This is a genomic window from Bifidobacterium aesculapii, assembly GCF_001417815.1.
Classification (GTDB): domain Bacteria; phylum Actinomycetota; class Actinomycetes; order Actinomycetales; family Bifidobacteriaceae; genus Bifidobacterium; species Bifidobacterium aesculapii.
Genome location: NZ_BCFK01000017.1, coordinates 1 through 25,545, shown reverse-complemented (window position 1 = coordinate 25,545; position 25,545 = coordinate 1). Strand labels below are relative to the sequence as shown.

The window sequence follows — 25,545 nt, the reverse complement described above, 5'->3', positions numbered from 1 at the left end:
GGAATCGTCAAACCGCCGGTATGCATGAATGGGAACGGACGGCCCGCCGCGCGATTCACGGGAATCGCACGGCGGAACCGTCCGTCTTGCGTCAGGTCCGGCGCGTCACGGCTGACGCGTCACGGACAACGCGCGTCAGGCGCGGCGCTTGCGCCAGACCGTCAGGGCGACGCCCGCGGCGAGCGTGAGCGCGGCGAGCGCGGTCACGCCGGCGATGGCGCTGCCGGTGTTGGCGGTCGTGGCCGGCTTGGTCGGCTGCGGCTTGGCGGCGGGCTTCTTGACCAGCTTGTCGACGGCGGACTGGAGGTCCTTCAGGGCCTGGTCCACGTCGGGCTGGCTGGCGTCGGAGCTCTGCAGCAGGCCGTAGGCCTTGTCGAGCGCGGCCTTGAACGCGGCCCAGCCGGACTGGTAGTCGGCCTCCTGGTAGCCCTTGACCTTGTCGTAGAGCGACTGCAGGTCGGACTTGTCCACCGTCGGCTTGGTCTCGTCGGCCTTCTTGATCTCGAAGGTCGCCGTGGCGGTGCCGGAGTACTTGCCGGCGCCGGTGACGGTCACCGTGGCGGTGCCCGGCTCAACGTTGTTCGCGTAGGTCACCGTGTAGTCGTCGCCGGCCTTCAGCTCGGTGCCGTCGGCGAGGGTCACGGTCACCTTCGGCTCCTTGGCGGCGCCGTCGGCGGTGAACTCCTTCGGCTCGACCGTGACGGTCGCGCCGGAGATGTCGATGCCGTTGACGGTGACGGTCGCCTCGACCGGCATGCGGGAGTCGTCCTGCGCGACGCCCTTCACGGTGAACGTGCCGGTCTTCGCGTAGGAGTCGGCCTTGACCTCGTCCCAGACGACCGCGACGTCCGCCTCGGAGCCGTCGGCGTGCGTGAGGTGCACCGTCTCCGGCAGCTTCGGCGCATCGCCGACGTTCGTCGCGACGTTCACCGCGTTCACGGACGTGACCGCGACGTTCTTCGCGTACGCCTCCAGCACCTTCTGGTACTGGGCGCGAGTCACCGGCACGACCGTGCCGTGACGCGGCTTGCCGCCGTCGGCGTTGGTCGGCAGGTTCTTGTACTTGACGGCCGTCACGTCACCGGTGGACAGGTCGTCCGTGGTGAATCCGATGTAGTGGTTCGGGCCGCCGTGGTAGTTCGGCTGGTCCATGAACAGGTACCACTTGTTGCCGTTCACGTCGCCCTTGTTCGCGGGGAACACGGACGGGCCTTCGCCGCCGGAGAACTTGCCGCCGTACTGGTTGTTCTGGCCGTCGCCGATGTTCTCCTTGACCAGCGTCCACTGGTCGGAGGCGGCGAGGCCGGTCTGCTTCGGCAGGGAGCCCGGCTTGTCGGCGGAACCGATGGCGGAGAGCAGGTTCGTGGACTTCTCCTCGCGGATCTTCATGCGGGACTCGTCCTTGTAGAAGCGGTAGTAGACGCCGTCCTGCTTGGCGATGGTCGCGTCGATCATGCCCTTGCCCTGGCCCTGGTTCACGTTGACCCAGACCTGGGGATCGGAGAAGTTGACGAAGTCGTCGGTGGTGACGTAGATCATCCGGTTGTACGTGACGGACGGACGGGCCGTGAGGCTGTTGTCGGTCGTGTCGTACAGGTTCGAGGCCCAGTAGACCACGTACTTGCCGATTTCCTCGTCGTAGTAGGCTTCCGGCGCCCAGGTGTTGCCCGCGTAGTCGGAGCTCACCTTGACGTGGCTCTGCTTGGACCAGTTCACCAGATCGTCGGACTTCCAGACCTCGATGTACTTCGAGCCGTTGCGCTGGGCGGTGTCGAAGCTGCCTGCGCGGCCGGCGATCTTGAGGTCGGTGGCGAGCATGTAGAACTTGTCGCCGTCCTTCGAGCGGATGATGAACGGGTCGCGCAGGCCCTTCTCGCCGAACTCGGAGGTGAACAGCGGCTGGCCGTTGTTCAGCGTGTTCCAGTCGAGCGCGTCGTTGCCCTTGGAGGCGGCGAGGCTGATCTTCTCGGCGCCCTGGCCCTCGCCGGTGAAGAACGCCCAGACGTACGCCTGGTCGTCCTCTTCGACCGGCATCGGCTGGACCGTCACCTCGAAGGTCTTGGTGAGCGTGGCCGTGCCGTTCTTCACGATGGCGGTCAGCGTCACCTTGGCCGCGTCCTTGCCTGCGGCGGGGCGCTTGACGGTGACGGTGGCCGACTTGCTGTTCACGCCGTCGCCGACGGTGGCGTTGTCGCCGCCCTCGGTGACCTTCCACGTGATCTCGGAGCCGTTGGAGCCCTTCGTGGCGACGGAGAAGTTGCCGCGGATGTCGTCCGCGTTCTCGATCTCCAGCGCGTCGAGGTCGGCCTGCGCCTTCTCCTTGTCGGAGAGCTGCTTCGGCACGGTCACCTTGTAGGTCTTCGTCGCGGTCTTGCCGTCAATCGTGAACGTGGCGGTCAGCGTGACCGTCGCGTCGCCGGCTTCGGCGGACGGACGGGTGACGACGGCGTTGCCCTTCGCGTCGACCTTGATGGCGTCGTTGTCGGACTTCCACGCGACGGACGCGCCTGCGGCCGAGGTCGGCAGCGTGAAGTCCTTCGTCGCGGATTCCGGAACCGTCACCGCGGCGACGGCCTTGTCGAGCGCCTGCTCGGCGTACAGCGCGGCCACGGTGCCCGCGGGGAGCGCTGAACCGTACACGGCGTAGTCGTCGACGTCGATCTTCGTGTTCGGATCGGCGTAGGCGGACTTGCCGATGTACGCGACGAGGTCGCCGTAGTTCGTCAGGCCGCCGGCCGGAATCGCGTACGTCTTGTCGCCGACTGCTTCACCGTTGAGGTAGAAGCTCATCGTGCCCTTGGAACCGTTGATGACGACCGTGTACAGCGCGAGGTCGGACGTGGCCTTCGCACCGCTGGTGGCCGCGTTGGTCGAGCCGGGGCCGACTTCGGTGTTCCACGGGCTGGCGTTCGGGTTGGCGGCGGTGGCGGTGGTCATGACGGGCTTGACGTAGCCCTTCGGGTTCGACGGGTTGAGCAGCAGGTAGCCGTTCTTCGTCGCGGCGTTGCCGATGTACGCGGCCGCGACGTTGCCGGAACCGTAGTTGTTCTTCAGCCAGACGGACAGCGTCACGTCCTGCTGGCCCTTGATCGCCGTGGTCGGCACTTCGATGGTCTGCGAGCCGGTCAGCTTGATCTGGCCGTTCTCGACCGTCGCCTCGCCGCTCAGCGTGGCGTCGGAGTCCGCGGCGGAACCTTCGTTCGTCACGGTCTTGCCGTCGATGGCCTTATCGAAGGAGTAGTGGATGAGCGGCGTGCCGGCTTCCGGCGGCGTCACTTCGCCCTCCTCGACGTTGTACGTGGCGGACGAGGCCTTGACGAGGCCGTCGGTGTAGCCGTCGTAGGCGACGGTGACGTCGCCCTTGACTTCGGCCGGGACGGTGACGGAGGCCTTGCCCTTGGCGTCGAGCTTGGCGGTTTCGGTCCAGTCGCCGGCGGTGAACGTCACGGAACCGGCGAGGGTGCCCTTGTCGGCGGCGGTGACGGTGGCGGTGAGCTTACGCGAATCCTTGTCGAACGCGGCCTTGGTGGTGGAGTCCACGGCCTGGATGTGCGTCGGGTTCGAGGTGGTCCAGGTCTTGGTCACGTCGAGCACGGTCTGCGGCACGTTGACGAACGCGCCGTGGCGGACCTTGTCCGGCAGGCCGCCCTCGGCGCCCTTCGTGATGTAGCCCTGCGCACCCGGCTCGGCCTTGACCGGCTTCTTCTCGTTGTTGAAGTCCGGGTAGCGCTTGGTCATCGGATTGTCCCACGTGGTCTTCGACAGCTCGGAGCCGGTGGTCATGAACGCGCGGTAGGCGAAGTTGTCGGACAGCAGGATGTAGCCGTCGTCATCCTTCGTGTTGAGTTCGTCATCCTTGTTGAGCTTGACGGTCTCCGGGCCCTCGAACGGCAGCAGGGCCTGCTCGAGCAGCTGCCAGCCGGTGTTCGGATCCTGGTCCGGATCGGCCTTGGTGGTCGGCGCGGTGAGGACCTTGGAACGCTCGAGGAACACGCTCTTGCCGGTGGTGATGTAGTCGCCGGCCTTGCCGCTTTCCTCGTTCTTGGTGAAGCGGTAGTAGTAGCCGCCGATCTTGCGCACGGTGGAGTCGATGCGGGAGTAGCCCGTATCCTGCCAGGTCTGCGGCTCGGTGAAGTTCACGAAGTCGCGGGTGATGGAGTAGCGCACCTGCGCGTAGGAGCTGCGGCCGGTGGTCTCGTTCTTGACCGGGGTTTTGCGGGTCTCGTCGGTGTACATGCGGGAGGAGAAGAACACCACATAGGCGTTCAGGTCGTCATCCCAGTAGGCCTCCGGCGCCCAGGTCATGCCGGCGTTCGGGGAGTTGATGGTGATGCCGCCGTTGCCGTCGCCGTTGGTGCGGGTCCAGTTCATCATGTCGGTGGACTCGTAGACCTCGACCTTGTGGGAACCGTACTGCTGGTTCTGGCTCCAGCCCATCGAGGAGACCTTGAGGTCGGTGGCGATCAGGTAGTACTTATCGCCCTCGTGGGAGCGCAGCACGAACATGTCGCGCAGACCGCCGGTGTCGGCGTCGTTGGTGAGCACGGACTTGCCGTTATTGCGGGTCTTGAAAGTGAAGAAATCGTTCTTCTCGGTGGAGGCGACCCACGCCTTCTCGCCGCCGTTGCCGTCGCTCTCGAAAGTGACGGACGCGTAACCGGTGTCAGGCGCGGTGCGGGTCTTCTCCTTGACGGTGACCTCGACGGTCTTGGTGACCTTCTCGCCATCGTTGTAGCTGGCGGTGGCGGTCAGGGTGACGGGCTTGGAGTCGCCATCGCCGTAGGCCGGGCGGGTCACGACGCCGGCGCCCTTGTACGGGTCGTCCGCGCCGGTGGTCGTGTTCTTGTAGTCGGCGTCCGTTCCGGTGACGAGCTTCGGGTCGGAGGAGGTCCACGTGATCGCGGAGCCGTGCTTCGTGCCTTCGGCGACCAGCGGCAGGTTCTCGGTCGTGGTCTTCTTCAGCGCGGAGATCGCGGCGTCGAGGTCCTCGGTGGCGGCGGACTTCGGGTCCAGCGGGTTGACGGTGACGGGCAGTTCCGCCTTCACGCCGCCGAACGCGGTGGCGGTGATGGTGGCGGTGCCCTGCTTGACGGCGGTCACTGTGCCGTCGGCGGCGACCGTGGCGACCTTGTCGTCGGAGGAGGTCCAGGTGACGTCCTTGCTCACGGCGTCGTCAGGGGTGACGGTCGCGGTGAGCTTCGCGGTGGACTTCTCGGTGAGGGCGAGCTTGCCGTCGACCACGCCGTCGCCGGAGATGGCGACGCCGGTCGGGGCGGTCAGCGAGGCGCCCTTGTACACCTTGATGTCGTCAATGGCGCCGTTCCAGTACTTGTCCGTGCCGATGCCGGAACCGCTGCCGTCGTAGAACGACTTGCCGATGTACGTGGTGTAGCCGCCCAGGTCGCTCATCTTGATGCTGGTGTTGGCCTTGAAGATGATCGGGGTGCCGTCACGCCACACGGCGAGATTGGTGCCGTCCACGGCGATCTTGTAGTCGTGCCACTTGTTGTTGTTGTCCGTGACATCGACGTTGTCGCCCTGCTCGTTGTTCCACTTGTTGTCGGAGATGACCGTCTTCACCTTGGTGGTGCTGATGCGGTTGAAGAAGTACTTGTTGTAGTCCTTGCCGACCGCGAACGTGAAGAACGCGTCGCTGTCCGCCTGGCGGGACTTGGCCGCGAACTCCAGCGTGAAGGAGTCGCCGGCGTCCTTGAACAGCTGGTCGTCGATCTGCGCGTACTTGGCGCTGTTCGCGTCGTTGTTGAGGTTCAGCGCCTCGTTGTTGGAGCGGTCGCCGAACTTGACGACGGACACGCCGCCGTTGAGGGTCAGGTTGTATTTGCCGGTGGAGTCCGCGATGGAACCGTTGTTCGTGCCGTCCTTGCCGGTGAAGTCCCAGCTGGCGAGCAGTTGCGGGTCCGACGCGGCCGCGGCCGGCGCGCTCTGCGCGAGCGCGGGCGTCACGTCCGCCGCCGTCGCCGTCGGCACGAACGCCGCCAGCATCGGCACGGTCGCGACCGCCGCCACTATCTTCTTCCAATAGTTCATATGCTGCTATGCACTTTCCTTCGGGCGCGACGCAGCGCCTCTCCTTCGTCTCCCCGGCGCCGTCGCCTCACGATGCTGCGTCACACCACGACGATGCCGGCGACCGCGCGCAGCGCTCAACAGCTTCGCCGATGCCGCGCACGATGGCCCATGATCGCATCCACGCCGCCACGCATATGCGCTGCCGCCGCTCCTCAACGACGCCGTTTCACGGTTGTGAACGCTACCATAACCAAGCTGCCGCAATTATCCCAGCACTCAACGACAACCCCACCCATTCCCCCATTTCTCCCCATCCCCCCGGCCCTATTCCCAACCCCTACTCCCACACCCCTATCCCCATGGTGCGGTAACACACTTTCTCCATAACCCCGGAATCATGCGGTTTTGGGCCACCGCACCATGGGCGATTTACCGCACCATGGGAGATGATGCGCGGGGGAAGGAGTTGGGCTCCGGTGACGGGAGACCGTCCGCGGGCGGGCAATCCGCCCGCGGACAATGTCACCGGAACCGCGTCACCGGCGGCGGCGCGCACGCACGATGGTGGCGAGCGCGGCGACGATCAGGCAGACCGCGGCGAACACGCCGAGGGCGGCCACTGCGGAACCGGTGCCGGGCAGATTGCCCTGCGAGCCGTCGTTCCGGTTCGAGTCGGAACCGTTCGTCCCGGATTGGCCCGACCCAGAGCCATCAGACCCAGACCCGTCAGCCCCGGAACCACCGGAACCGTTATCACCGCCGTTGTCACCGCCTTCCGTCTTGTCCGCGGACTGACGGAACGCCTTCACCGCGGCGTTCAGCGCGGCCGTGGCGGCATCGACCTCGCCGGCGGTGAGGTCGCCGGACGTGTTTCCGGCGACCTGTTCGGCGGCGGCGATCGCATCCTGCAGCGTCTTCCACGCCTCGTCGGTCTTCGTGCCTTGCGTCACGGCCTTCGCGTCGGCGATGGCCTGTGCGAGCGCGGCGCGCTGCTCGTCGCTCGGCTTGGAGGCGGCGGCCTCGAACGCCGTGACGGCGTCATCCAGCGTGGCGGCGGCCTGCTGGAGGTCGCCGGCCGTGGCGGAGGCGTCGTCATGCGCCTTCTGGGCGGCGGCGATCGCATCCTGCAGCGTCTTCCACGCGGAATCGACCTTGTCGCCCTGCTTGACGGCCTTGGCGGCGTCGAGCGAGTCGGCGAGCGCGGCGCGGGCCGCGTCGAGCGTGCCGTCGGTCGCGTTGACGGCCACGCTGTACCACGTGGCGTCGCGCGTTTCGACGCGCACCTTGGCGCCGCCGGCCTTCGCGGGCACGGTCCACGTCGCCTGCGCGGCGTCGGACCAGTCCTGCAGCACGGTGCTGGTGCCGTCGGCGGCGATTTCGACGAAGCGGTACTGCTTGTCGCCGTCGACGCCGCCCGCGGCCTCGGCCTTGACGGTGACGGTCGCGCCGGCCTTGACTTCGCCCTCGATGTTCGCGGTCAGGCTCAGCGGCGTGTACGCCTTGACGCGGTCAGCGCCGACGACGGCCACGGCCGTCTTCTCGCCTTCCGAACCGGCGGGCGCGTAGACGACGCCATCACCGGCGAGGCTGAGCGACTTGAGATCGGAGGGCACCACGACGATGCTCGGCGTATCGGAGATATTGATCGTGGTCATGCCTTCGCCGAAGTATGCGGTCTGCATGCCGCCGGCGATGATGCCGCCCGTGTACGTGCCGTCCTGGCCGCCGCGCACGACGAGGTGCGTGGGTCGGTGGCCCCAGAACTCGTCGTTGATGGACTTGGTCTTGGTACCGAACTCCACATATTCGAGCGCGTCGGCGAACAGGAACGAGCTGTTCGTGCTTTCGAAGCCGTCAGGGAAGACGACTTCGGTGAGCGCGTCGGTGGAGTTGAACGAACCGGTCGTCGTGGTCTTGAGGCTTGCCGGCAGAACGATCCGCTTGAGCTGGTGGTTGTTGCGGAACGCCTGCGCCTCGATGGCCACGGTACCGTCCTGCACCGTGTACTCGGTGACGGGGTTGCCCGGCGCGGAGAGCACCAGGTGCAGGCCGTCGTCCTTCTTCTGGTAGAGCACGTTGCCGGTCGCGGAGTACACCGGGTTCTTGTCGGACACGGTGATCGTGGTCAGACCGTTGGCACCGGTGAACACGCCGGCCACGCCGGAGGTGATGCCCGCGCCGAGGTGCACTTCCTTGAGAGCGGTGATGTTCGAGAACGCGGCGTCGCCCAGTTCGACCACCGAGTCGGGGAAGTCGAGCTTCGTGATGGACGGCGACTGGCCGAACGCGAGTCGACCGAACGACTTGAGACGGCTGTACTCGGGCCTCATGTTGAGGTCGGTGAGCACCGGGTCGCCGTAGAAGGCGCTGCCGCCCACGGTGACGGTGCCGCCGAAGTCGACGGACGTGAGGTTGGCCATGTTCATGAACGCGGCGTGCGCAATCGTCTCCATGCTCTTCGGCAGCGCCACCTGCGCGAGCTGCGTCTGCAGGAACGCGGAGTCGCCGATGGTCTTCAATCCTTCGGTGAAGTTCACGCCCTTGAGCGAATCGTTCGCGAAGAACGCGTATTCGGCCACGTCGGTGACGGTCGCGCCGAACCCATCGGAAGAGGTTTCGGACGGGATCGTGTACACGCCGTCGGCCGGGCCCTGCGCGTTCGCGTTCGGGTAGGCGACGAGCGTCGTGCGGTCCTTGTCGAACAGCACGCCGCCGTACACGCTGTAGTGCTTCACGCTGTCCGGCACGGTGAATTCGGCCAGCTTCTGGTCGCCGGTGAACGCCGCCGCCAGCGCCTTGTCGGGCACGTTCGCGCCGACGGTCACCTTGGCGAGGTTCGGCATGTTGGAGAACGCGCCGCGGCCCACCGCGTCCAGCGAATCGGGCATGACGAGTTCGGTGCCGGTGCTGCTGGAGAGCGCGGTCGCGCCGATGGACTCCAGCCCGTCGTTGAGGCGGATGTCCGCCTGGACGAGGTTGAAGGCGTTGTCGCCGATGGTCCGCACGCTCGCGGGCAGTTCGATCACGCCGGTGAACACGGTGCCGGAGAACGCCGAATTGCCGATGGTCTTCAGCTTCTTCGGCCAGCCCTTGGTCACGGTGCCGCTCGCGTCGACGAGCTTGAGCTCGCCGAGCGAGATGTTCGCGCTGAAGACGCCGTCGCCGATCGCGGTGGTGCCTGCGGAGATCGTGACGTCAAAGAGCTGCGCGTCGGTGCCGAACGCGTCGTCCGGAATCTCGGTGAGGGAGGCGGGCAGCGTGACGTGCCGGATCGTCGAGCTGTAGAACGCCTTGACGCCCAGCGTGAAGTCCTTCGCATCGACCGGCAGGTTCACCGTGTCGAGCGCGAGCGTGTCCGTGAACGCCTCGTCGCCGATGGACTTCAGCTTGCTCGGGTGCTTCGCGTCGTTCTGGAACACGACCTGCGTGAGCTTGCCGGCGCCGGCGAACGCCTGCGAGCCGATCGTCTCCACGCTTGCCGGCACGGTGATGGTGACGGCCTGCGTGTTCGCGAACGCGTTGTGGTCGATGGCCTTCGTGTTGTTCGGGATGACGACGTCGGCCGCGTTGCCGGTGTAGCCGAGCAGCGTGGTACCGTCCTTGTCGAACACGAACTGGCCGAAGTCGGCGGGCTCGACGTGCACGGTCATCGTCGCGGACTTGCCTGCCACGGTGGCGGTGATCGTCGCCGTGCCGACCTGCTCGCCGGCGGTGACGACGGCCTGCGTGCCGTTGCCGTCCTTCGCGGCGACGGTGGCGACCTTCTCATCGGAACTCGCCCACGTGACCTTCTCGTCCGCCAGCGAAGGCGCGACGAGCGCGGCGACGTCGACGGTCTTGCCAGGTTCGACGGTGGCGCTGTCCTGCGCCATCGCGATGCCGGTCTCGTCGGTCACGTCGGCGACGGTCACCTTCGCGATGGCCTTGACGGCCGGGGCGAGCTTCGAGGCGACGATCACGTCGACCGGCTTGCCGTCGCTGGGGGCGACGCCGGTGAGGTTGCCGTGCGCGTCGACCGTGACCTTCGACGGGTCGGCGCTCGTCCACGTGAACTCGGTTTCGGTGGAGTCGGCGGGTTCGACCGCGGCCTTGAGACGCGTCTTCTGGCCCGGCGCGATGGTGGTCGCGTCCGGCGTGACGGTGATGCCGGTGGCCGGCACCTCGGTCATGACGGCGGTGGCGCGATCGCTCGCGTTCAGGCCGTAATCCCACGCGTACAGCGGCACGGTGTTCGGCAGGGCGCCCTCGAGACCGCTGGCGGTCCATGCGTCGGCGATGTCGGCGACCTTCACGTCGAAATGCCACGTGCGCGTGCCGTCGGCGTTCGTCGTGTAGTCGGCGGGCGCGAGGATGCGCTTGAAGTAGGCGAGCGTGGTCGGATCGTGGAAGTCGATGGCGGAGAGCCACGTCGCGTCGGTCACGTCGAAGGAGAACGTCTTCGCGTCGCCGTCACCGGTGAGCGTCATGTTCGTGATCTTCGGCGCGGTGGTGTCGAGCGTGACGTGGTAGTCGTCGTTGCGCTGCTCGCTCGCGCCGGGACCGGCGGTGGTCGCGGTCTGGCGCAGCGTGTACGTGCCGTCGGGCAGGTTCTTGCCGTCGTCCGACTTGCCGTCGAACGCGCCCGCACCGTTGCCGAGACGGGCTTCGGCGTACAGCATCGAGTTCGTGGTCTGCTGCAGCGTGGACTTCGACACGTGATCGTAGGAGTAGCTGCGCACGGTCTCGCCGGCGGCGTTCACGTACGTGTACGCGAGCTTGTCGACGTTGCGCAGCAGGCCGGTGAGCGGCCACGCGGCGGTCGGCGAACTGCTGTAGTTCGTGCGCGAGACGACCATGCGTTCCGGGTCGATGCTGTACACCGGCCCGGCGGTGGCGTCGGCGTCGAGCGGGTTCACGCCGAGCGGCACGCCGTTGCTCGGATTGGCGAGCGCGGTGCCGTACACGTGGTACGCGTTCTCGCCCTGCTCCCACAGTGCGGAATCGAAGACCGGCGATTGGCTCCACTTGCCGTAGAAGCCGACGAACGGCGCGGACAGGTCCACGCCGCCCTTGGCGGCCTTGAGCATGGCGAAGCCTTCCACGAACGTGCCGTTAGGCGTGTTCGCGGCGGCGAAGTCCTTGAACGCCTGCTCGGCGTTGATGGAGACGGTAAGCTTCGCGGTGCCGTTCGCGGGCACGGTGACGGTGCCCTTCGCGGCGTCGTAGCCGTCGCCGCCGTAGGAGACGGCGATGCCCTTGCCGGTCCAGTTGTCGTCGGTGTTCTGGAACAGTCCGCCGGCAACGGCTTCGCTCAACGCCTGCGCGTCGGGCGTGTAGGTGCGGGCCTTGCCGCCGAGGTTGTGCAGGGTGAGCGTGAACGCCCACGTGCCCTGCGCGCTGTCGCCCAGGTCGGCCTTCGGGCGGGATGCGTCGGTGGCGTCGTCGACGGTCAGGTAGACATCGGTCTTCGTGGCGGCGGGCACGTTCGCCAGACCGGCGCCCTGTTGGCGCGGGGAGGCGTAGGAGTCGCCGGCTGTGACCGGGGTCGCGGTGCTCATCAGCAGCTGCGTGACGATTGCGGATTTCTCCGCGTCGGTCAGCTTGGAGAACTTCGCGTCGCCGTCCACGTATTCATGGATCTGCGCGGTGATGCCGGACATCTGCGGCGTGGCCATGGACGTGCCGGACATGTACTCGTACTTGTCGCCGGGCACGGACGACCAGATGTTGCCGCCGGGCGCGGTGATTTCGGGCTTGAGCTTCAGATCGGGGGTGACGCCCCAGCTGGTGAAGTCGCTCATCGCATATCCTGCGGGCGCGGCGGTGGCCGTCGCCTGCACGGTGAGGGTCTTCTTCGCGGCGGCGATGAGCGTTTCACCGCTCTTGCCGGAGATCGCGACGACGGGGATGTTCACGACGATGTCGTTCTTGATGGCCGCGCCGGTGATCGCGCCGTCGGCATTGTTGTAGAAGATGACGGCGGCCGCGCCGAGGGCGGTGCCGACGTTCATCAGCTTGTCGCCGAAGGTGAGCGCGTGGCCGTCGGTGGGTTCGGTGCCGCCGCGCTTGACGACGACGATCTTGCCGGACAGGTCCCACTGGTAGGCGTCGGCGAGGCGGGTCTGGTCCTCGGTGGAGCCGATGCCGCCGTCCACGTACTCGTAGGAGCCGTCTGCCAGGCCCTTGTCCGGATCGGACAGGCCGGGCGTGCTGTCGCCGGTGGCCTGCCCGTCGGCGGTGGCGAAGCCGAGCGGCGTGTAGCCGATGGCGGTGCCGTCGGGCCCGAGGAACGCGGACTGGCGCTGCGCGTTGTTCACGCTGGCGACGGAAAGCGAATCCACGAAGGAGGACGGCGAGGAGATCACGGAGCTGTCCGGGTCGGTGGCGTACGGCAGGTTCGCGCCGGAACGGTTGCCGAGCGCGGAGGTGGTCGCGTTGCCGGCGGCCACGTTCACCGTGGCGCCGCCGTCACGCAGCGATTTGATGGCGTCGCCGTAGGTGGAGGTCGATTCCTCGGAGAAGCCGGCGTCGGAGCCGAGCGACATGTTCACCGTGTCCACGTCGAGCGCCTTGGAGTCGTCGAGGGCGGCGAGCAGGGCGGAATCGTAGATGCCGCCGGCGAAATCGTCGGCGACCTTCATCGGCACGATCTGCGCGTCCGGCGCGGTGCCGCGGATCTCGCCGGAGTTGGCGGCGGCGATGCCGGCCACGTGTGTGCCGTGCTCCATGCCGGACAGGTCGCTCGGGTTCACGTCGTCGTCGCTGTCGGCGTAGTCGCGCGCGAACGGAATCTTCTCCGACACGTACGTGCCGTGGCCGAGGTTGTTGATCTGCGCTTCGGCCTGCGACTTGGTGAGTTTCACCTTCGCGTCGTCGAGATCGCCCCGGAACGCCTCATGGTCGGTATCGAGACCGGAATCGATGATGGCGATGATCTGGCCGTCACCCTTCTGTGCGGCCTTGTCCGCACCGGTCATGTCGAGCGAGGACTGGTTCTTCGGGTCGGACGCCGCGGTGGCGGAGGTCGCGGTCTCGTCCGGGATGGCGTACTTGCTTTCGAGGAACGCGCGCTTGACGCCCGGCAGGTCGCGGATGCCGTCGAGCAGCGCGGCCGAAGCCTTGATCGCGAAACCGTCGATCACGTGGTAGTAGTCCTGCACGTCGCTCACCTGAGTGAGGTCGGCGGACTTTTCCTGCGTGTCCTGCAGCGACAGCGTGGACGCCTCCTGCGCGGCGAGGTCGCGGATGCTGTCCTTGACGGCGCGGTGGCGCGTCTGCTTGCTCATACCGAACAGCGAACGGTACCACGGCACGCCCGCCGTGGTGTCGTCGAGCTGCACGATGATCGTCGCGATGCCGGTCGTCGTGCCGTCGCCGGCGAGCAGTCCGGAGGACTTGTCGTCGGACGCGGCGGACTGGCCGACCGCGCGCAGAAGCGCGTCGGCGTCTGCGGTGTCTGCCGCGTTCGTGACGGCGGCGTTTGCGGGTTGTGTCGTCTGCGTCGCGCCTGATTGCGGCGACGTGGGCGCGGCGACGGCCAGATTGGCCGGTACCAGCATGATGCCCGCCACGGTCAGTGCCGTGGCCGAACGCAGAAGACCGGTAGTATGCCATGAAACCATCGGTTGTGTTCTCTCTTCTCGATGCCGCTGCGGCCGTGCGATCTGCACGGTTGCGCATGACTGCCGCAGCGGCATGTGGCGGTGTTGTCGGTTGTGACGGTTGCTCGTATCCACACGATTGCCCGTACGCCTGCGCTGTTCCGGTGGCGCCACAGTGGTCACCGTCGTTCCGGTGGTGACCGCTGTGAAGGCGCACCTGTTACTCGCGTAAGCAATTACGCCAATTCGTCGCACACTCCCCCAACGAGCCGGCATCGCGGGCATCCGCAGCGACGCCGGCGAGCGGCACCTTGCCTGTGCTTCCCGTTCACCGGTGCCGCCGTTGAACACTCACAGTCATTTCGTCAATGTACGCCGCGAATTCACGGAACACAAGACTTGTTTTTTCAAATGGAACGTGGTATAGGGTGACGGCCGACGCCGCCATCACCCAACAACAAAGCCGCCGCCCCCGATACGGAGGCGACGGCTCTATTCCCACAGCCCTGTTCCCATGGCCGCATTCCCACGGCCCTACTCCCATGGTGCGATAACACACGTTCTCCATAACCGCGGAATCATGCGGTTTTGGACCACCGCACCATGGGCGATTTACCGCACCATGGGAGATGAGGGGCGGGATGGGAGCCCGCCGGGGAAGCCCGCCGGGGGCTCGCCGCCGGGGGGATCACTGGACCTGGGCGCGGGCGATCTTGCCGGTGAAGGAGTTGGCCTCGTCGGCGTCCTTGACGCCGTCCTTGTTCCAGGAGAACATGGCGCGCAGCTTCGGGCCGACGGTCTCGATGCGCTCGTTGGAGTACTTCTCCTGCAGCTCCTTGAAGTGCGGGGCGCCGGCGTCCTGATCGTCGATGAATTCCTTGGCGAAGGAGCCGTCCTGGATGCGGCCCAGGTGGTACTCCATGCGCTTGCGGCAGTCCTCGTTGATGACGGTGTTGGTGTAGTCGCCGTACTGGGCGGTGTCGGAGCAGGACCAACGCGCCTTGTTGAGGCCGCCCTCGTTCATCAGATCGACGAGCATCTTGAGCTCATGGCACACCTCGAAGTAGGCGATCTCCGGCTGGTAGCCGGCGTCGGTGAGGACCTCGAAGCCCATTTCGACGAGCTTGTTCACGCCGCCCATGAGCACGTTCTGCTCACCGAAGAGATCAGTCTCGGTCTCCTCCTTGAACGTGGTCTTGATGGCGCCGGCACGCAGGGCGCCGAGAGCCTTCGCGTAGGCCAGGGTCAGCGCCCAGCCGTCGCCGCGCGGGTCCTGCTCGACGGCCACGACGACCGGCACGCCACGGCCGGCGGCGTACTCACGACGCACGATGTGGCCCGGGCCCTTCGGCGCGACCATGAACACCGGGTGATCCTCGGAAGGCTTGATGTAGCCGTAGTGGATGTTGAAGCCGTGCGCGAAGGCGACGGCCGCGCCCGGCTTGATGTTGGGCTCGATGTCGTCCTTCCAGATGTTGCGCTGGTACTGGTCGGGCGCGAGGATCATGATGACGTCGGCTTCGGCGGCGGCCTCCGGCACGGACTTGACCTCGAGGCCCTGCTCCTTCGCGAAGTCCACGGACTTGGAGGTCGGGCGCAGGCCGACGACCACGTCGACGCCCGAATCGCGCAGGTTCAGCGCGTGCGCGTGGCCCTGCGAGCCGTAACCGATGATTGCGACCTTCTTGCCCTCGAGCACGGAAAGATCGCCGTCGTTCTCATACCAGATCTGTGCAGCCATGTTTGGCACTCCTTTACTTGCGTGCCGGCCGTCGGAGGCGGGCGTGCGGGTCGCCGGTTGAATCACCCATCAGGCATCCAACCGGTTCGACGGCGCGTCCGGATGTTGCGGTCGGCACACGGTGTCGTATGGTTGCGCGATGTGCATCGCGCGTTCGTCGGCAGACCGGCGGCGCGTGCGTTGTGCGGGGTCGGTCGGCCGTAAGCGTGCGGGATTGTGTCCCGTGAACTGCGCCCCATCCTACCGACGTGCGCCCGGCCGCCATGGTTCCGTCCACAAGGTGGGCCGGATTTTGGTCTCTCGAACCAAATCGTGGACATATTCCACCTACGCCCCTCCCCTCCGAGCACAGCAGAGAACGCCACGGAGACATGAAAGGGCCGCCGCAGCCCTCGCCTATCGCGCCCTATCCGCTATCGGGCAAAACGACGGGCCAGCAGCGCGCCTGCGCCGACGAGCGCCAGCAGTACCCCGGCGACGACGACCACACCGGCATCGCTTCCGGAGGAGGCCAGACCCCGAGCCTTGCCGGCATCGGACGCGGTGGCGGAACCGGACGGAGCGCCGTTCGGATGACCGGCGTCGCCGGAGCCGGATTGCGCCCCGTTGCCGTCGGAGCCCGATTCGCCTTTCGCCGCAGCCGTGAACCCGATGGTCTTGGCGATGTCGTCATCCGCGTCCGGCGCGGAGTTCAACCCTTCCGCCGCGATGGACAGCGTGCCTGCGGCGTCCTGCTTGACCTTCGAGTAATCCAGCGTCATGGCCACGGTGACCGGCTTGCCGTCGGCCGAAACGCCATGCGCCTGCACGTCGCCGCTCGACACCGTCACCGCGGATACGGAGCCTCCCACCGTGACGCGCACTTTCACCGTTCCGGACAGTCGCGCACCATCGGCGAGCGGCGTCCACGTGGCACCGCCGTCGGCCGAGTATTCCACATGTTCCACGGCCGGCTGCGGCTGGTCCTTGGTGACGGCCGCGTAGGCGTTCGCCAGGCCGGAGCCGCGGAATTCCGCGCCATCCGTGGGCGGCGCGATACGGTCGTAATCGTATCCCGCCTGCTTCTTCAGCAACGCCACCGTCTGCTCGGCGGTGTAGTCCGGGTGGATGCCGCGGATCAGCGCGACGACGCCGGCCGCGTGCGGAGTCGCCATCGAAGTGCCGCTGAACGTGTCATACGAGGCTTTGTTGCCGTCCACCGGATGCACCGGTGTGGTGGAGTAGATTCGGTCGCCGGGCGCGTTCACGGTGATGGTCTTCTTGCCGTAGTTGGAGCCGTATGGGTCGTCGGGGCGGGTGAGCGGGAACATGCCCGCACCGGGATTGGTCACCGAGGCCTTGCGGCTGGAGGATACGACGACCGTGCCGGGCAGCATGCCCGGCAGCTCCACGCCGTCGCGCACGTCGCGGTTCTGGATGGGCGTTCCGTCGTAGGGGCTTTGGGAGTCGGTCGTCGGATTGTCGAGATCCGAATTGTTGTTGCCCGCCGCGACGACGGTCACCACGCCCTGCGACGTGGCGTATGCCACCGCACGGCGGATAATCTCATACCCCGCGGTCTGCGTGGGATCGCTCGGCACCCAGTACAGCCACGGGTCGACGCTGTAGCTGTTGTTGGTCACGTCGAAATGGTGGTCGGCGGACCAGACCATGGCGCAGGTGACGTATTCAGGGTATAGGAGTCCGTCATCGTTGCCCGTCTTGACGGCGGCGATGGTGGCCTGGGGGTCCACGCCGTCCACGCCGATGCCGTTGTGGGCCGCCGCCACCGTGCCGGCGGTGTGCGTGCCGTGCGCGTTCGAGGTCGGACGCCATGCGCCGAATGAGTTGTCGGGAATGCCGTTGACATTGCAGTTCGCTGAATCGGCCGCGTCGAAGTTCGGCGCGATGTCCGGGTGGGTGTCGTCTACACCGGAATCGAGAATGCCCACCACCGTCTTGGCGAGCTTCACATGATTCTCGATGACGGGTAGCGCCTTGTCCGCGCCGGTGGCGATGACGCCCCACGCCTTGTCCTCGGTCACATCGGGATCGGAGACGACGGACACATCCGCATCGGAAGAGGACCGTCCGGCCGCAGCGGCTGCTGCGCGGGCCTGCGTTGCCGCCGGCTTGGCGGCATCACCGGATGCAGCGAACAGATCCTCCTGCCCCTTGACCAGGCTCGTGCGCGTGCCGCCCACGGAGTCCAACGCCACGCCGGCCTTGCGCGAGGCATCGGCGACCTGCTGCGCGAAATCCTTCGCTTGCGCCTGCACGAACACGGCGTGCAGCTGCGGGTATCGCATCAGCGTCTTCGCGCCCAATTGCTCGGACGCTGAAACCACCGTATCGAGCTGACCGGCCGTGGATTGCTCCGGCAGGTTCAACACGTAGTTGCGCGTGCCGTCCTCCTGTGCGGACGGCGATACGACGGTCGACGCGGCATCATCCGCCTGCGCGCCGGACACGACGCCGGCAAGCCCCAATCCGATGGCGAGCATGATGCTCATGCCGCATGCCGCGGCCCTACGCAACGATTGCATGGTCCGATCCTTCTTCCCTCTCGAATACGCCCGCACCGTTCAGTACGAGGCGATGCGGATTAGAGTAACCACGCATTATTACCCAAGGCACCGCATTCCATCATGCGGACATCGGGACAATGCACCGGAACAAGGCCGGCGCGACTCGTTCCGGACTCCTCTCGTCGCGCGTTCTCCGCACCAAAATCGCGCGGAGCACAGGAAGCAACGCACCACGTGGATAATGACAACATCAACAACGTCAGCCGTGACCATCAACAGCCTCCTTTGATATTTTTGATATTTTTGATTTGGCTTTATATCACCATTTCAGGAGGCAACAGTGCGCACGCCAGCAAACCCGTTCAAGCCGACCGCCGGTGGGGAGCCTCCTCTGCTCATCGGGCGAGCCAAAGTCATTCGGGACTTCGAGAAAGGTCTCGATAACGGCGTAGGAGCACCGGGACGCATCATGGTGATCACCGGGGCCTGCGGTACCGGCAAAACGGTTAGGCTCTGTTAAACCAGAATTGACATAAAAGTGGGGCGGCTCCATTTGCCGCCCCTCAATTTACTGGTTACTGGTTTTGAGATGCACGCGCTTTCAGATAAGCAGACCGTGACCGTGCGATGGTTTGATAGTACTCCCGGTAATGAAGCGAGACTCGTTCCCCGTCCTCTCTGGTATCCGGAATCGGAATCAGTATTTCGCGATACCGGGTTCCCAGGTCCTCGCGATTCGTCTGCATGAATACGACACGCGCCCATTGGCGGCGTACGACATCAAGATCAAGTGCCCATCCCAGATAGAAGTTGTCAAAGTCGGCTTTATCCGTGGTGTTCATGATCAGGGTCTCTTTAGTGAACACTGCCTGTTCCTGACCAGGAAGAAGCACGGATGGCTCACCTATGTTCTTGGAGGCCCGTGATGGTGTGACTATGCTCCACGGAGACAATCCACTATCCGTCCCATGCCAAAAGCGCTGTGCCACGGATAAGGGGACCATGTTGGTGGAATTGAAGTTGACCATGCCTGCACGGAGATCGGAGACTTTCACGTATGGGATGGTTCCATTGCGAGTGTCGGCTGAGGGACTGCCATGCCCGTTTTCCACGGTGATGATTCCATCATCGACCAGATCACCCAATGAGCGTGTTGAGAAGTTTCCAAAGTGGGTGCCAACATACCTCTCAAATTCAAGGACACTGGTCTGGTCATAGTATTGCGGCACTCCGAGGAAAGCCAACGACAACGAATCTGGAGTGGGGACGAAACGTGATGTTTCCGTCTCCTTTTTGCCTTTGACAAGCGCCTCAACGTCGGACAGCACCTTGTCGTCGATTTCCGCAGTCCGGATTCCGTCCTTGTTCACTTTGAACAGGGTTTTGCCATCCTTGTTGATGCCGATCGTCGGAGCATAGGTGATCCAGGTGCGCCCCGTTTCCGCCCATGATGGAAGTGGTAGCGCTGGCTTGTCTCCCACTGGTCTTTTACGCATGACGTAGAAATTCGTCTTCGCTCGGCAGAAACCTTGAAACGCCTCCATGGGAACGTTCATTACGGCGAGCAGATCGAAGCGTTCATCGACCCACGTTCGGAACCAGCGGTAGGACGTTGAAAAGAAGTATGTTTCCGGAAGGACGATACCAAGACGTCCGCCGTTAGCAAGCAGTCGATAGGCCCGTTCCATGAATACCAGACCGAGTTCCGTGTCGGCGTATTTGTCGCTTGCCGCACCACCGCTTGTGTGCTTGCAGATAGAGTATTCAGCCGCTTTGGCATCCGTGGCCTTGATCTTCAGCTTCTCCCCGAATGGAGGATTCGTGAGGACGACACTGTACGAACCATCGGCTTCATGGCCTATAACCGGGGCAAGTTTGGGAAACTCCAGCCATTTGCCTTCTCTCAGAGAATCCCCGAGCACGATGTTCGTGGAGCCGTCACGAGCCCCGATCATCAGAGCTCTGGACAGTTTGACGTTGATGGAATCCAAATCGACCCCATACAGGTTATGATGCGCCCACGTCCGGATTTCATCCTTTTGCTCGGAGGTCGCTTGGGAAAGAAGGTTGCTGTACGATTCAAAGAGAAAACCGCCCGTACCACATGCCGGGTCGATGACTTTGTCGTGATAGTCAACCCCGGTAAGTTTGACGGCCGCTTCGATGATACGCTGAGGCGTGAAATACTGTCCTTCGCCTTGTTTGACGTTGGCCGAGCGGAATACCTGAAATGCCGCCGACAGTGTTTCCGGTGCCGCTGCCTTGAGATTGATGTTCTGCAAGCGGTAGACGATGGCGTGTATCGTCTCGTCGTCGAACTTGATGGTCTTCGACGTATTGTCCTCGAACAGGAACGGGTATTTATCCACATACTCCTCGAAGCAGGCGTTGATGCGTTTCGCTGTTTCCTGCGGAGTGGCGAGAATCTGGAATTCCAGAACCGCCTCATCGGGATTGCGCGCCATCTTGCCATTGGTGTCCGAATCCATCTTCAAGAGCAGCATGTCGCACATGTTGTCCAAACGGTCGTCCGCCCTCGTGGACTTGGAATCACCGGCCACGATATGGTCCAGCAATTCCGAGAACAGATGATTCAGACCCTTCCCGCTGATTTCCTCATGGTTTCGGAGTTCGCCGTAAGTAAGCGGCTCATCGCCAGCAAACAGGATATTGTCGGAAGGAGACGGCAATGCGGCGTCTCGAATGACTTTGTAATGAAGATCGACCTGCTTGTATACAAGTGAAATCGACGAACCGTTGGACCATATGCCAAGCACGGCATTTGGCTCCAGCCCGAGATATGTCTCCAGCTGCGAGATGCCTTCCTCATGTGTGGGAGCCTTCGTTTCGACCAAAGCTATGACATGGTCCCATTCTCCCCGATGCTGAGGCTCGTCGAATATGGCCATATCGACGGGGAATCCAGCAAAACGTCTTCCGGATTCCCTTACGGAATTATCTGAGGGCGTTCTGGGGACCTGCCATTCCCTATCGTCGCTATCCGGAGAGGGGCAGATGATCTGGTCTCGGTTCCATCCTTTGCCCAACAGCTGTTTAAGCAAAGGCAGCCGTACTTCATGATGTTCTTTATATCGAGTGTCTTCGTAAGGCATCCTGCCTCAGTTCTCCTTGTTCTTCACTTCGAACGGCAGTCCGTTTTCGCGCACCACGGCTTTGAGGAATATGGTGACTGCCCCGGTCATGCTCAACCCCAACGGTTCGAGTATGCTCATGGCCTTGTCCTTCAGTTCTGGGTCGAGGCGCATGGTCGTGGTTGGCGTGTTCGCCATGCCAGTCTCCTTCCTGTTCGACAGTGTAGATATGTACAGTGTACTTGCATCCGTCATGTGGCCATGCCCCAGTAGTCCATGTACAGCGGGAGCACATGGCTCCGGTCGCGCGTCACGCCGGGGCAGGGCTGGGCGGCGACCTGTCTGATGATGCTGCCGTTCCTGTCGTCGCGGAACGAGCGCCGCCACAGGAACCATGTCAGATAGCTTTGCAGGCGCTTCGTGCTCACGCCCTTGAATCCAGCGAGGAACCCGTCGAGGTTCGAGTGGAGCGTGTTGATCCGGTTGATGCGATGCGATTTCGCGTCCACCTGCTCGAACATGGCCCCCAATACTTCCATCGCGCCCGGGTAGGCGGCGGCCTCGTCTGCCATGACGAGAGCGCCTTTGCCGACGCGCCCGGCGAGTGATTCAAGGGCGCGCCGCTTGGAGATGACGCCACGCCCGTTCAATGCGGCGAACGCGATGCCGGAATCGGCGACGCCGGTCATGACACAGATCTGCTCCTTCGACAATCCACGCTTGCGCAGGGAGCATCCGCGATGCCGTGCGGGGCGCGGGAGCCGGAACTTGCCCTTCCTGTGGTTGCCTTTGAAGCTTTCGCGCAGATACGTCTCATCCAGCTGGACGGACACGCCAGCGCCGGCCGTGAACTTCGGCAGGAACCGTTCGAGGCACTTGAGCAGGCGGCGGCGCATGAGCCACGCGGTGCGCAGCGACACCTTGCAGCGCGAGGCGCATTCACGCAACGGAAGACAACCCACGAAGCATTCATCCACTTGGCTACCGGTAGCTTCGACCGGCCGATCAGCGTGTCCCTCGTCTGCGAGAACGTGCGCCGGCAGTCCTTGCACATCCAACGCTGGGAGCCGTTCGGGTTATGGCCCTTCCTGACGATGGAGACGGAACCGCAACAGGGACAGGCGGGCACATCGTCATGCGCGGTGATCGTGTCGTAGGCGTCCTCGTACAGGACCTCACGCAGTTCACGCACCGCGTTTTCGCGTTCGACCGGCCCCATGTCCTTGAGCTGTCTGCGTACCGCGTCGGCGAGCCCCATCGCCATCACCTCCAATACTGTAATCTCAGTGCAACTACAGTATTGGACTTTTAGGATGCCATGTCAAAGCTGGTTTAACAGAGCCAACGGTTATGCTCACCGTATTCGGAGACAAAGCCCGAGCCCGAAAATGGGACGTCATCGAAGAAACCGCTTCGGAAGGCCTGTGCGAACGTCTTGTCAACGAATTGCGAAGCAAGGACCATATGCTCGACAGGCTCTCCATCAAGCCGGCCGTAAGCTTCGCCGGCACAAGCGTAAGCTTGGGCGAAGCGGAGCTGTCCCCCAAACGCATGCCGGAAACCATGCGTCAAGCCATGTCCGCACGTCTCGACGCACTCGCCAAACATCACGCCGGACTGCTGATCACCATAGACGAGACGCAAGCCGCGCAACGCTCCGATATGATCGCGCTGGCCACGGCGATCCAGCATCAGGTTCGAGAGCGCCGCGACATCGCCATCGCATTCGCCGGACTCCCCCAGATGATCTCCGATCTGTTCAACAATGAGGTCATCGCATTCCTCCGCCGAGCGAAAACCAATGTGCTGACCGACGTACCGATCAACGACGTGCAGGACGCGTTCAGCACTACCTTCCGAAGCGCCGGCATGGAAATCGACGACGAGCAGCTTCGCATCGCCGCCGAGGCGACCCGCGGATACCCGTACATAATCCAGCTGGTCGGATACCACATCTGGGATGCAGCCGACATGCGAGACTCGGATATCGTCACTGACGGCGATATCACCGACGGTCTCGCCGAAGCGCGAATCGATCTTGACAACGCCGTATGCGTTCCCGAGCTGCACGGACTCTCACGCAACGACCGGGCGTATCTGGAAGCGATGGCGACGTCCGATGGTCCTCGCCTCCACCAGCGACATCGCCCGGCGCATGGGCAAAACCAACAACTACGCCGCGACATACCGCAAACGCCTGCTCGACGCCTATGCCATCCGCGAGACCGAACGCGGCGAAGTCGATTTCGCCGTACCGTTCCTGCGTGAATACCTACGCCGCCAGCATCAGCGCTGACTCAGCTTATTGTGGCCCCTCCCCTCCGCAGCAACGCGAAAAGGCCGCCACCTCGATGGGAATCGAAGTGGCGGCCCTACTTCTACGCGGAAAACCTTGCGGCCAATCCGCGACTACCGCTTACGCGGCCAGAATCACTGAACCTGGGTACGAGCGATCTTGCCGTTGAAGGACTCGGCCTCGTCCTGATCCTTGGCCGGGCCGTTGTTCCAGGAGAACATGGCGCGCAGCTTCGGGCCGACGGTCTCGAGGTGCGGGTGGGAGAACTCCTCCTGCAGCTTCTTGAACTTCGGGGCGCCGGCGGCCTGGTCGTCCATGAACTCCTTGGCGAAGGAGCCGTCCTGGATGCGCTTGAGCTGGTACTGCATGCGCTTCTTGGTCTCCTCGGTGATGACCGTGGAGGTGTAGTCGCCGTACTGGGCGGTGTCGGAGCAGGACCAACGGGCCTTGTTCAGACCACCCTCGTTGGCGAGGTCGACGAGCATCTTCAGCTCGTGGAACACCTCGAAGTAGGCGATCTCCGGCTGGTAGCCAGCCTCGGTCAGCACGTCGAAGCCCATGTCGCACAGGTGGTTGATGCCGCCCATGAGGACGTCCTGCTCGCCGAACAGATCGGTCTCGGTCTCCTCGGTGAAGGTGGTCTTGATGGCGCCGGCGCGCAGGGCACCGAGGGCCTTCGCGTAGGCGAGGCACAGCGGCCAGGTCTTGCCGTCCGGATCCTGCTCGACGGCGACGACGACCGGGACGCCACGGCCGGCGGCGTACTCACGACGCACGATGTGGCCCGGGCCCTTCGGGGCGACCATGAACACCGGGTGATCCTCGGAAGGCTTGATGTAGCCGTAGTGGATGTTGAAGCCGTGGGCGAAGGCCAGGGCGGCGCCCGGCTTCAGGTTCGGCTCGATGTCGTTCTTGTAGACGGCGGCCTGGTACTGGTCAGGCAGCAGCACCATGACCACGTCGGCTTCGGCGACGGCCTCGCCGACCGGCTTGACCTCAAGGCCCTGCTCCTTGGCGAACTCGACGGACTTGGAGGTCGGGCGCAGGCCGACGACCACGTCGACGCCGGAGTCGCGCAGGTTCAGCGCGTGGGCGTGGCCCTGGGAGCCGTAACCGAGAACGGCGACCTTCTTGCCATCGAACACGGACAGATCGGCGTCCTTCTCGTACCAGATAGTTGCTGCCATGATAGGCACTCCTTTATGTTGTTCAGTGTGCCGAACGAAAACTGCACGTCCGGCAATCGGTGAGATTGCTGACGGCCTTCGACGAGAAGGATTGTGTCCTTGTGTCGGGAAAGTCATCGGTCCACTGGGGTCTATTTCTAGTCCACCGGTGATTGACGCGGCCACCCGCGTCCAAATATTGAGTTGCGTTTTCAGTTATGGAATCAAGCCGAAATCAAAGACGATTACAGCTGGAAAGTTTGGGAATCGATGCGGTCTCAACCGCACCGCGTCGACCTCTCCCCCCACCGCTTCGCGGGAGTCCCCTCGGCAGAGGGAGCCGTGAAACCAACGTCCGTGCGGCGCCGTCAAGTGGGAAGCCCAGTGGGCTTCCCATAGGCGACGCCTGAGCGAGGCGACAGCCGAAGCGAAGGCAGAAACCTGCCGTTGATTTCACTTGGTGAAATCAACGTCCTTCGTCTCCTTGCAGGTCAGCACGGCGACGAGGCAGCACACGGCCATCACGCCGAGGTACAGGCCCACGGAGTGCACGCCGAAGTGCGAGGACAGCCACGTGGCGATGGTCGGCACGAAGGCCGCGCCGACGATGGCGGCGAGGTTGTAGCCGATGCCGGAGCCGGAGTAGCGCACGTTGGCCTCGAACAGTTCGGGCAGGAACGCGCCGATCGGGCCGAACGCGGTGCCCATCAGGGCGAAACCGACGCACAGGAAGACCATGTTGGCGACGAAGTTGCGCTGGCCGACGATCTGGCCGTTGAGCAGGAACGGGAACAGGGCGGCGAACACGACGAGCGCGCAGGAGGAGAAGGTGATGACGCGCTTGCGGCCGAGCTTATCGGCGTTGACGCAGGAGATCACGATGAACAGCGCGAACACGCAGATGGCGATCATGAGCATGAGCAGGTATTCCTGGTTGGTGAAGCCGAGGCCACCGCCGCCTTCGCCCTGCTCCTTGGTGCCCCAAGCGAGGGACCAGGTGGCGAGCGTGTAGAACAGCGTGTAGGTGACGGCGACGAGGAACGTTGCCTGCAGGACCTGCTTCCAGGACTTCTTGAACACTTCGACGATCGGGGCCTTGACGACCTGCTTCTTCTCCTGGGCCATGCGGAAGA

At 64.3% G+C, this 25,545-nt stretch carries 11 protein-coding genes and 2 pseudogenes; 2 read left to right on the top strand and 11 right to left on the bottom strand.

Annotation, left to right across the window (positions count from 1 at the left end; all coding sequences use genetic code 11):
* Positions 1-135: 135 nt before the first annotated feature.
* The 4 genes from BFAL_RS11790 to BFAL_RS02055 form a co-directional block, all read right to left on the bottom strand.
* The gene (locus tag BFAL_RS11790) at positions 136-6,048 is read right to left on the bottom strand and encodes an immunoglobulin-like domain-containing protein (protein WP_306345420.1); all 5,913 of its coding nucleotides are present in this window, start codon (positions 6,046-6,048) and stop codon (positions 136-138) included.
* A gap of 518 nt (positions 6,049-6,566) precedes the next feature.
* On the bottom strand, positions 6,567-13,631 hold the full coding sequence (locus BFAL_RS02065) for a leucine-rich repeat protein (RefSeq protein ID WP_055426783.1): 7,065 nt from the start codon (positions 13,629-13,631) through the stop codon (positions 6,567-6,569).
* A gap of 667 nt (positions 13,632-14,298) precedes the next feature.
* Positions 14,299-15,414 (bottom strand): ketol-acid reductoisomerase, encoded by a 1,116-nt coding sequence (gene ilvC / locus BFAL_RS02060; RefSeq protein ID WP_269082755.1) that lies wholly within the window; start codon positions 15,412-15,414, stop codon positions 14,299-14,301.
* A 350-nt stretch (positions 15,415-15,764) separates the two neighbouring features.
* Positions 15,765-17,876 carry a S8 family peptidase gene (locus tag BFAL_RS02055; RefSeq protein WP_055426782.1) on the bottom strand — a complete coding sequence of 704 codons (2,112 nt, stop codon included), beginning with the start codon at positions 17,874-17,876 and terminating at the stop codon, positions 15,765-15,767.
* A 322-nt stretch (positions 17,877-18,198) separates the two neighbouring features.
* On the opposite strand from BFAL_RS02055, the pseudogene BFAL_RS11495 reads away from it, so the two are divergent.
* A pseudogene (locus tag BFAL_RS11495) lies at positions 18,199-18,372 on the top strand (ATP-binding protein); the annotation flags it as partial.
* A 61-nt stretch (positions 18,373-18,433) separates the two neighbouring features.
* On the opposite strand, the gene BFAL_RS02050 reads toward BFAL_RS11495, so the two are convergent.
* From BFAL_RS02050 to BFAL_RS11945, 5 genes and pseudogenes are all read right to left on the bottom strand, one after another.
* Positions 18,434-20,971: an HsdM family class I SAM-dependent methyltransferase gene (locus BFAL_RS02050; protein ID WP_055426781.1), complete on the bottom strand. Its 2,538-nt coding sequence runs from the start codon at positions 20,969-20,971 to the stop codon at positions 18,434-18,436.
* A 6-nt stretch (positions 20,972-20,977) separates the two neighbouring features.
* Positions 20,978-21,148, bottom strand: coding sequence for a type II toxin-antitoxin system RelB/DinJ family antitoxin (locus tag BFAL_RS02045; protein ID WP_055426780.1), 171 nt, complete (start codon positions 21,146-21,148; stop codon positions 20,978-20,980).
* Between the two features lie 53 nt (positions 21,149-21,201).
* The gene (locus tag BFAL_RS02040) at positions 21,202-21,912 is read right to left on the bottom strand and encodes an IS1595 family transposase (RefSeq protein WP_236691623.1); all 711 of its coding nucleotides are present in this window, start codon (positions 21,910-21,912) and stop codon (positions 21,202-21,204) included.
* Between the two features lie 104 nt (positions 21,913-22,016).
* Positions 22,017-22,169, bottom strand: a pseudogene (locus BFAL_RS11835) (IS1595 family transposase); the annotation flags it as partial.
* Positions 22,170-22,282: 113 nt separating this feature from the next.
* Positions 22,283-22,903 carry a hypothetical protein gene (locus BFAL_RS11945; protein WP_503089870.1) on the bottom strand — a complete coding sequence of 207 codons (621 nt, stop codon included), beginning with the start codon at positions 22,901-22,903 and terminating at the stop codon, positions 22,283-22,285.
* Between the two features lie 7 nt (positions 22,904-22,910).
* On the opposite strand from BFAL_RS11945, the gene BFAL_RS11940 reads away from it, so the two are divergent.
* Positions 22,911-23,246, top strand: a complete 336-nt coding sequence (locus BFAL_RS11940) for a DUF8462 domain-containing protein (protein ID WP_503089869.1) — start codon at positions 22,911-22,913, stop codon at positions 23,244-23,246.
* Positions 23,247-23,380: 134 nt separating this feature from the next.
* Here BFAL_RS11940 and ilvC (BFAL_RS02025) read toward each other — a convergent pair whose 3' ends face one another.
* Both ilvC (BFAL_RS02025) and BFAL_RS02020 read right to left on the bottom strand, forming a co-directional pair.
* Positions 23,381-24,433: a ketol-acid reductoisomerase gene (gene ilvC / locus BFAL_RS02025; RefSeq protein WP_055426777.1), complete on the bottom strand. Its 1,053-nt coding sequence runs from the start codon at positions 24,431-24,433 to the stop codon at positions 23,381-23,383.
* A 432-nt stretch (positions 24,434-24,865) separates the two neighbouring features.
* The coding region (locus BFAL_RS02020) for an MFS transporter (protein WP_152973483.1) at positions 24,866-25,545 on the bottom strand (680 nt) is incomplete at its 5' end.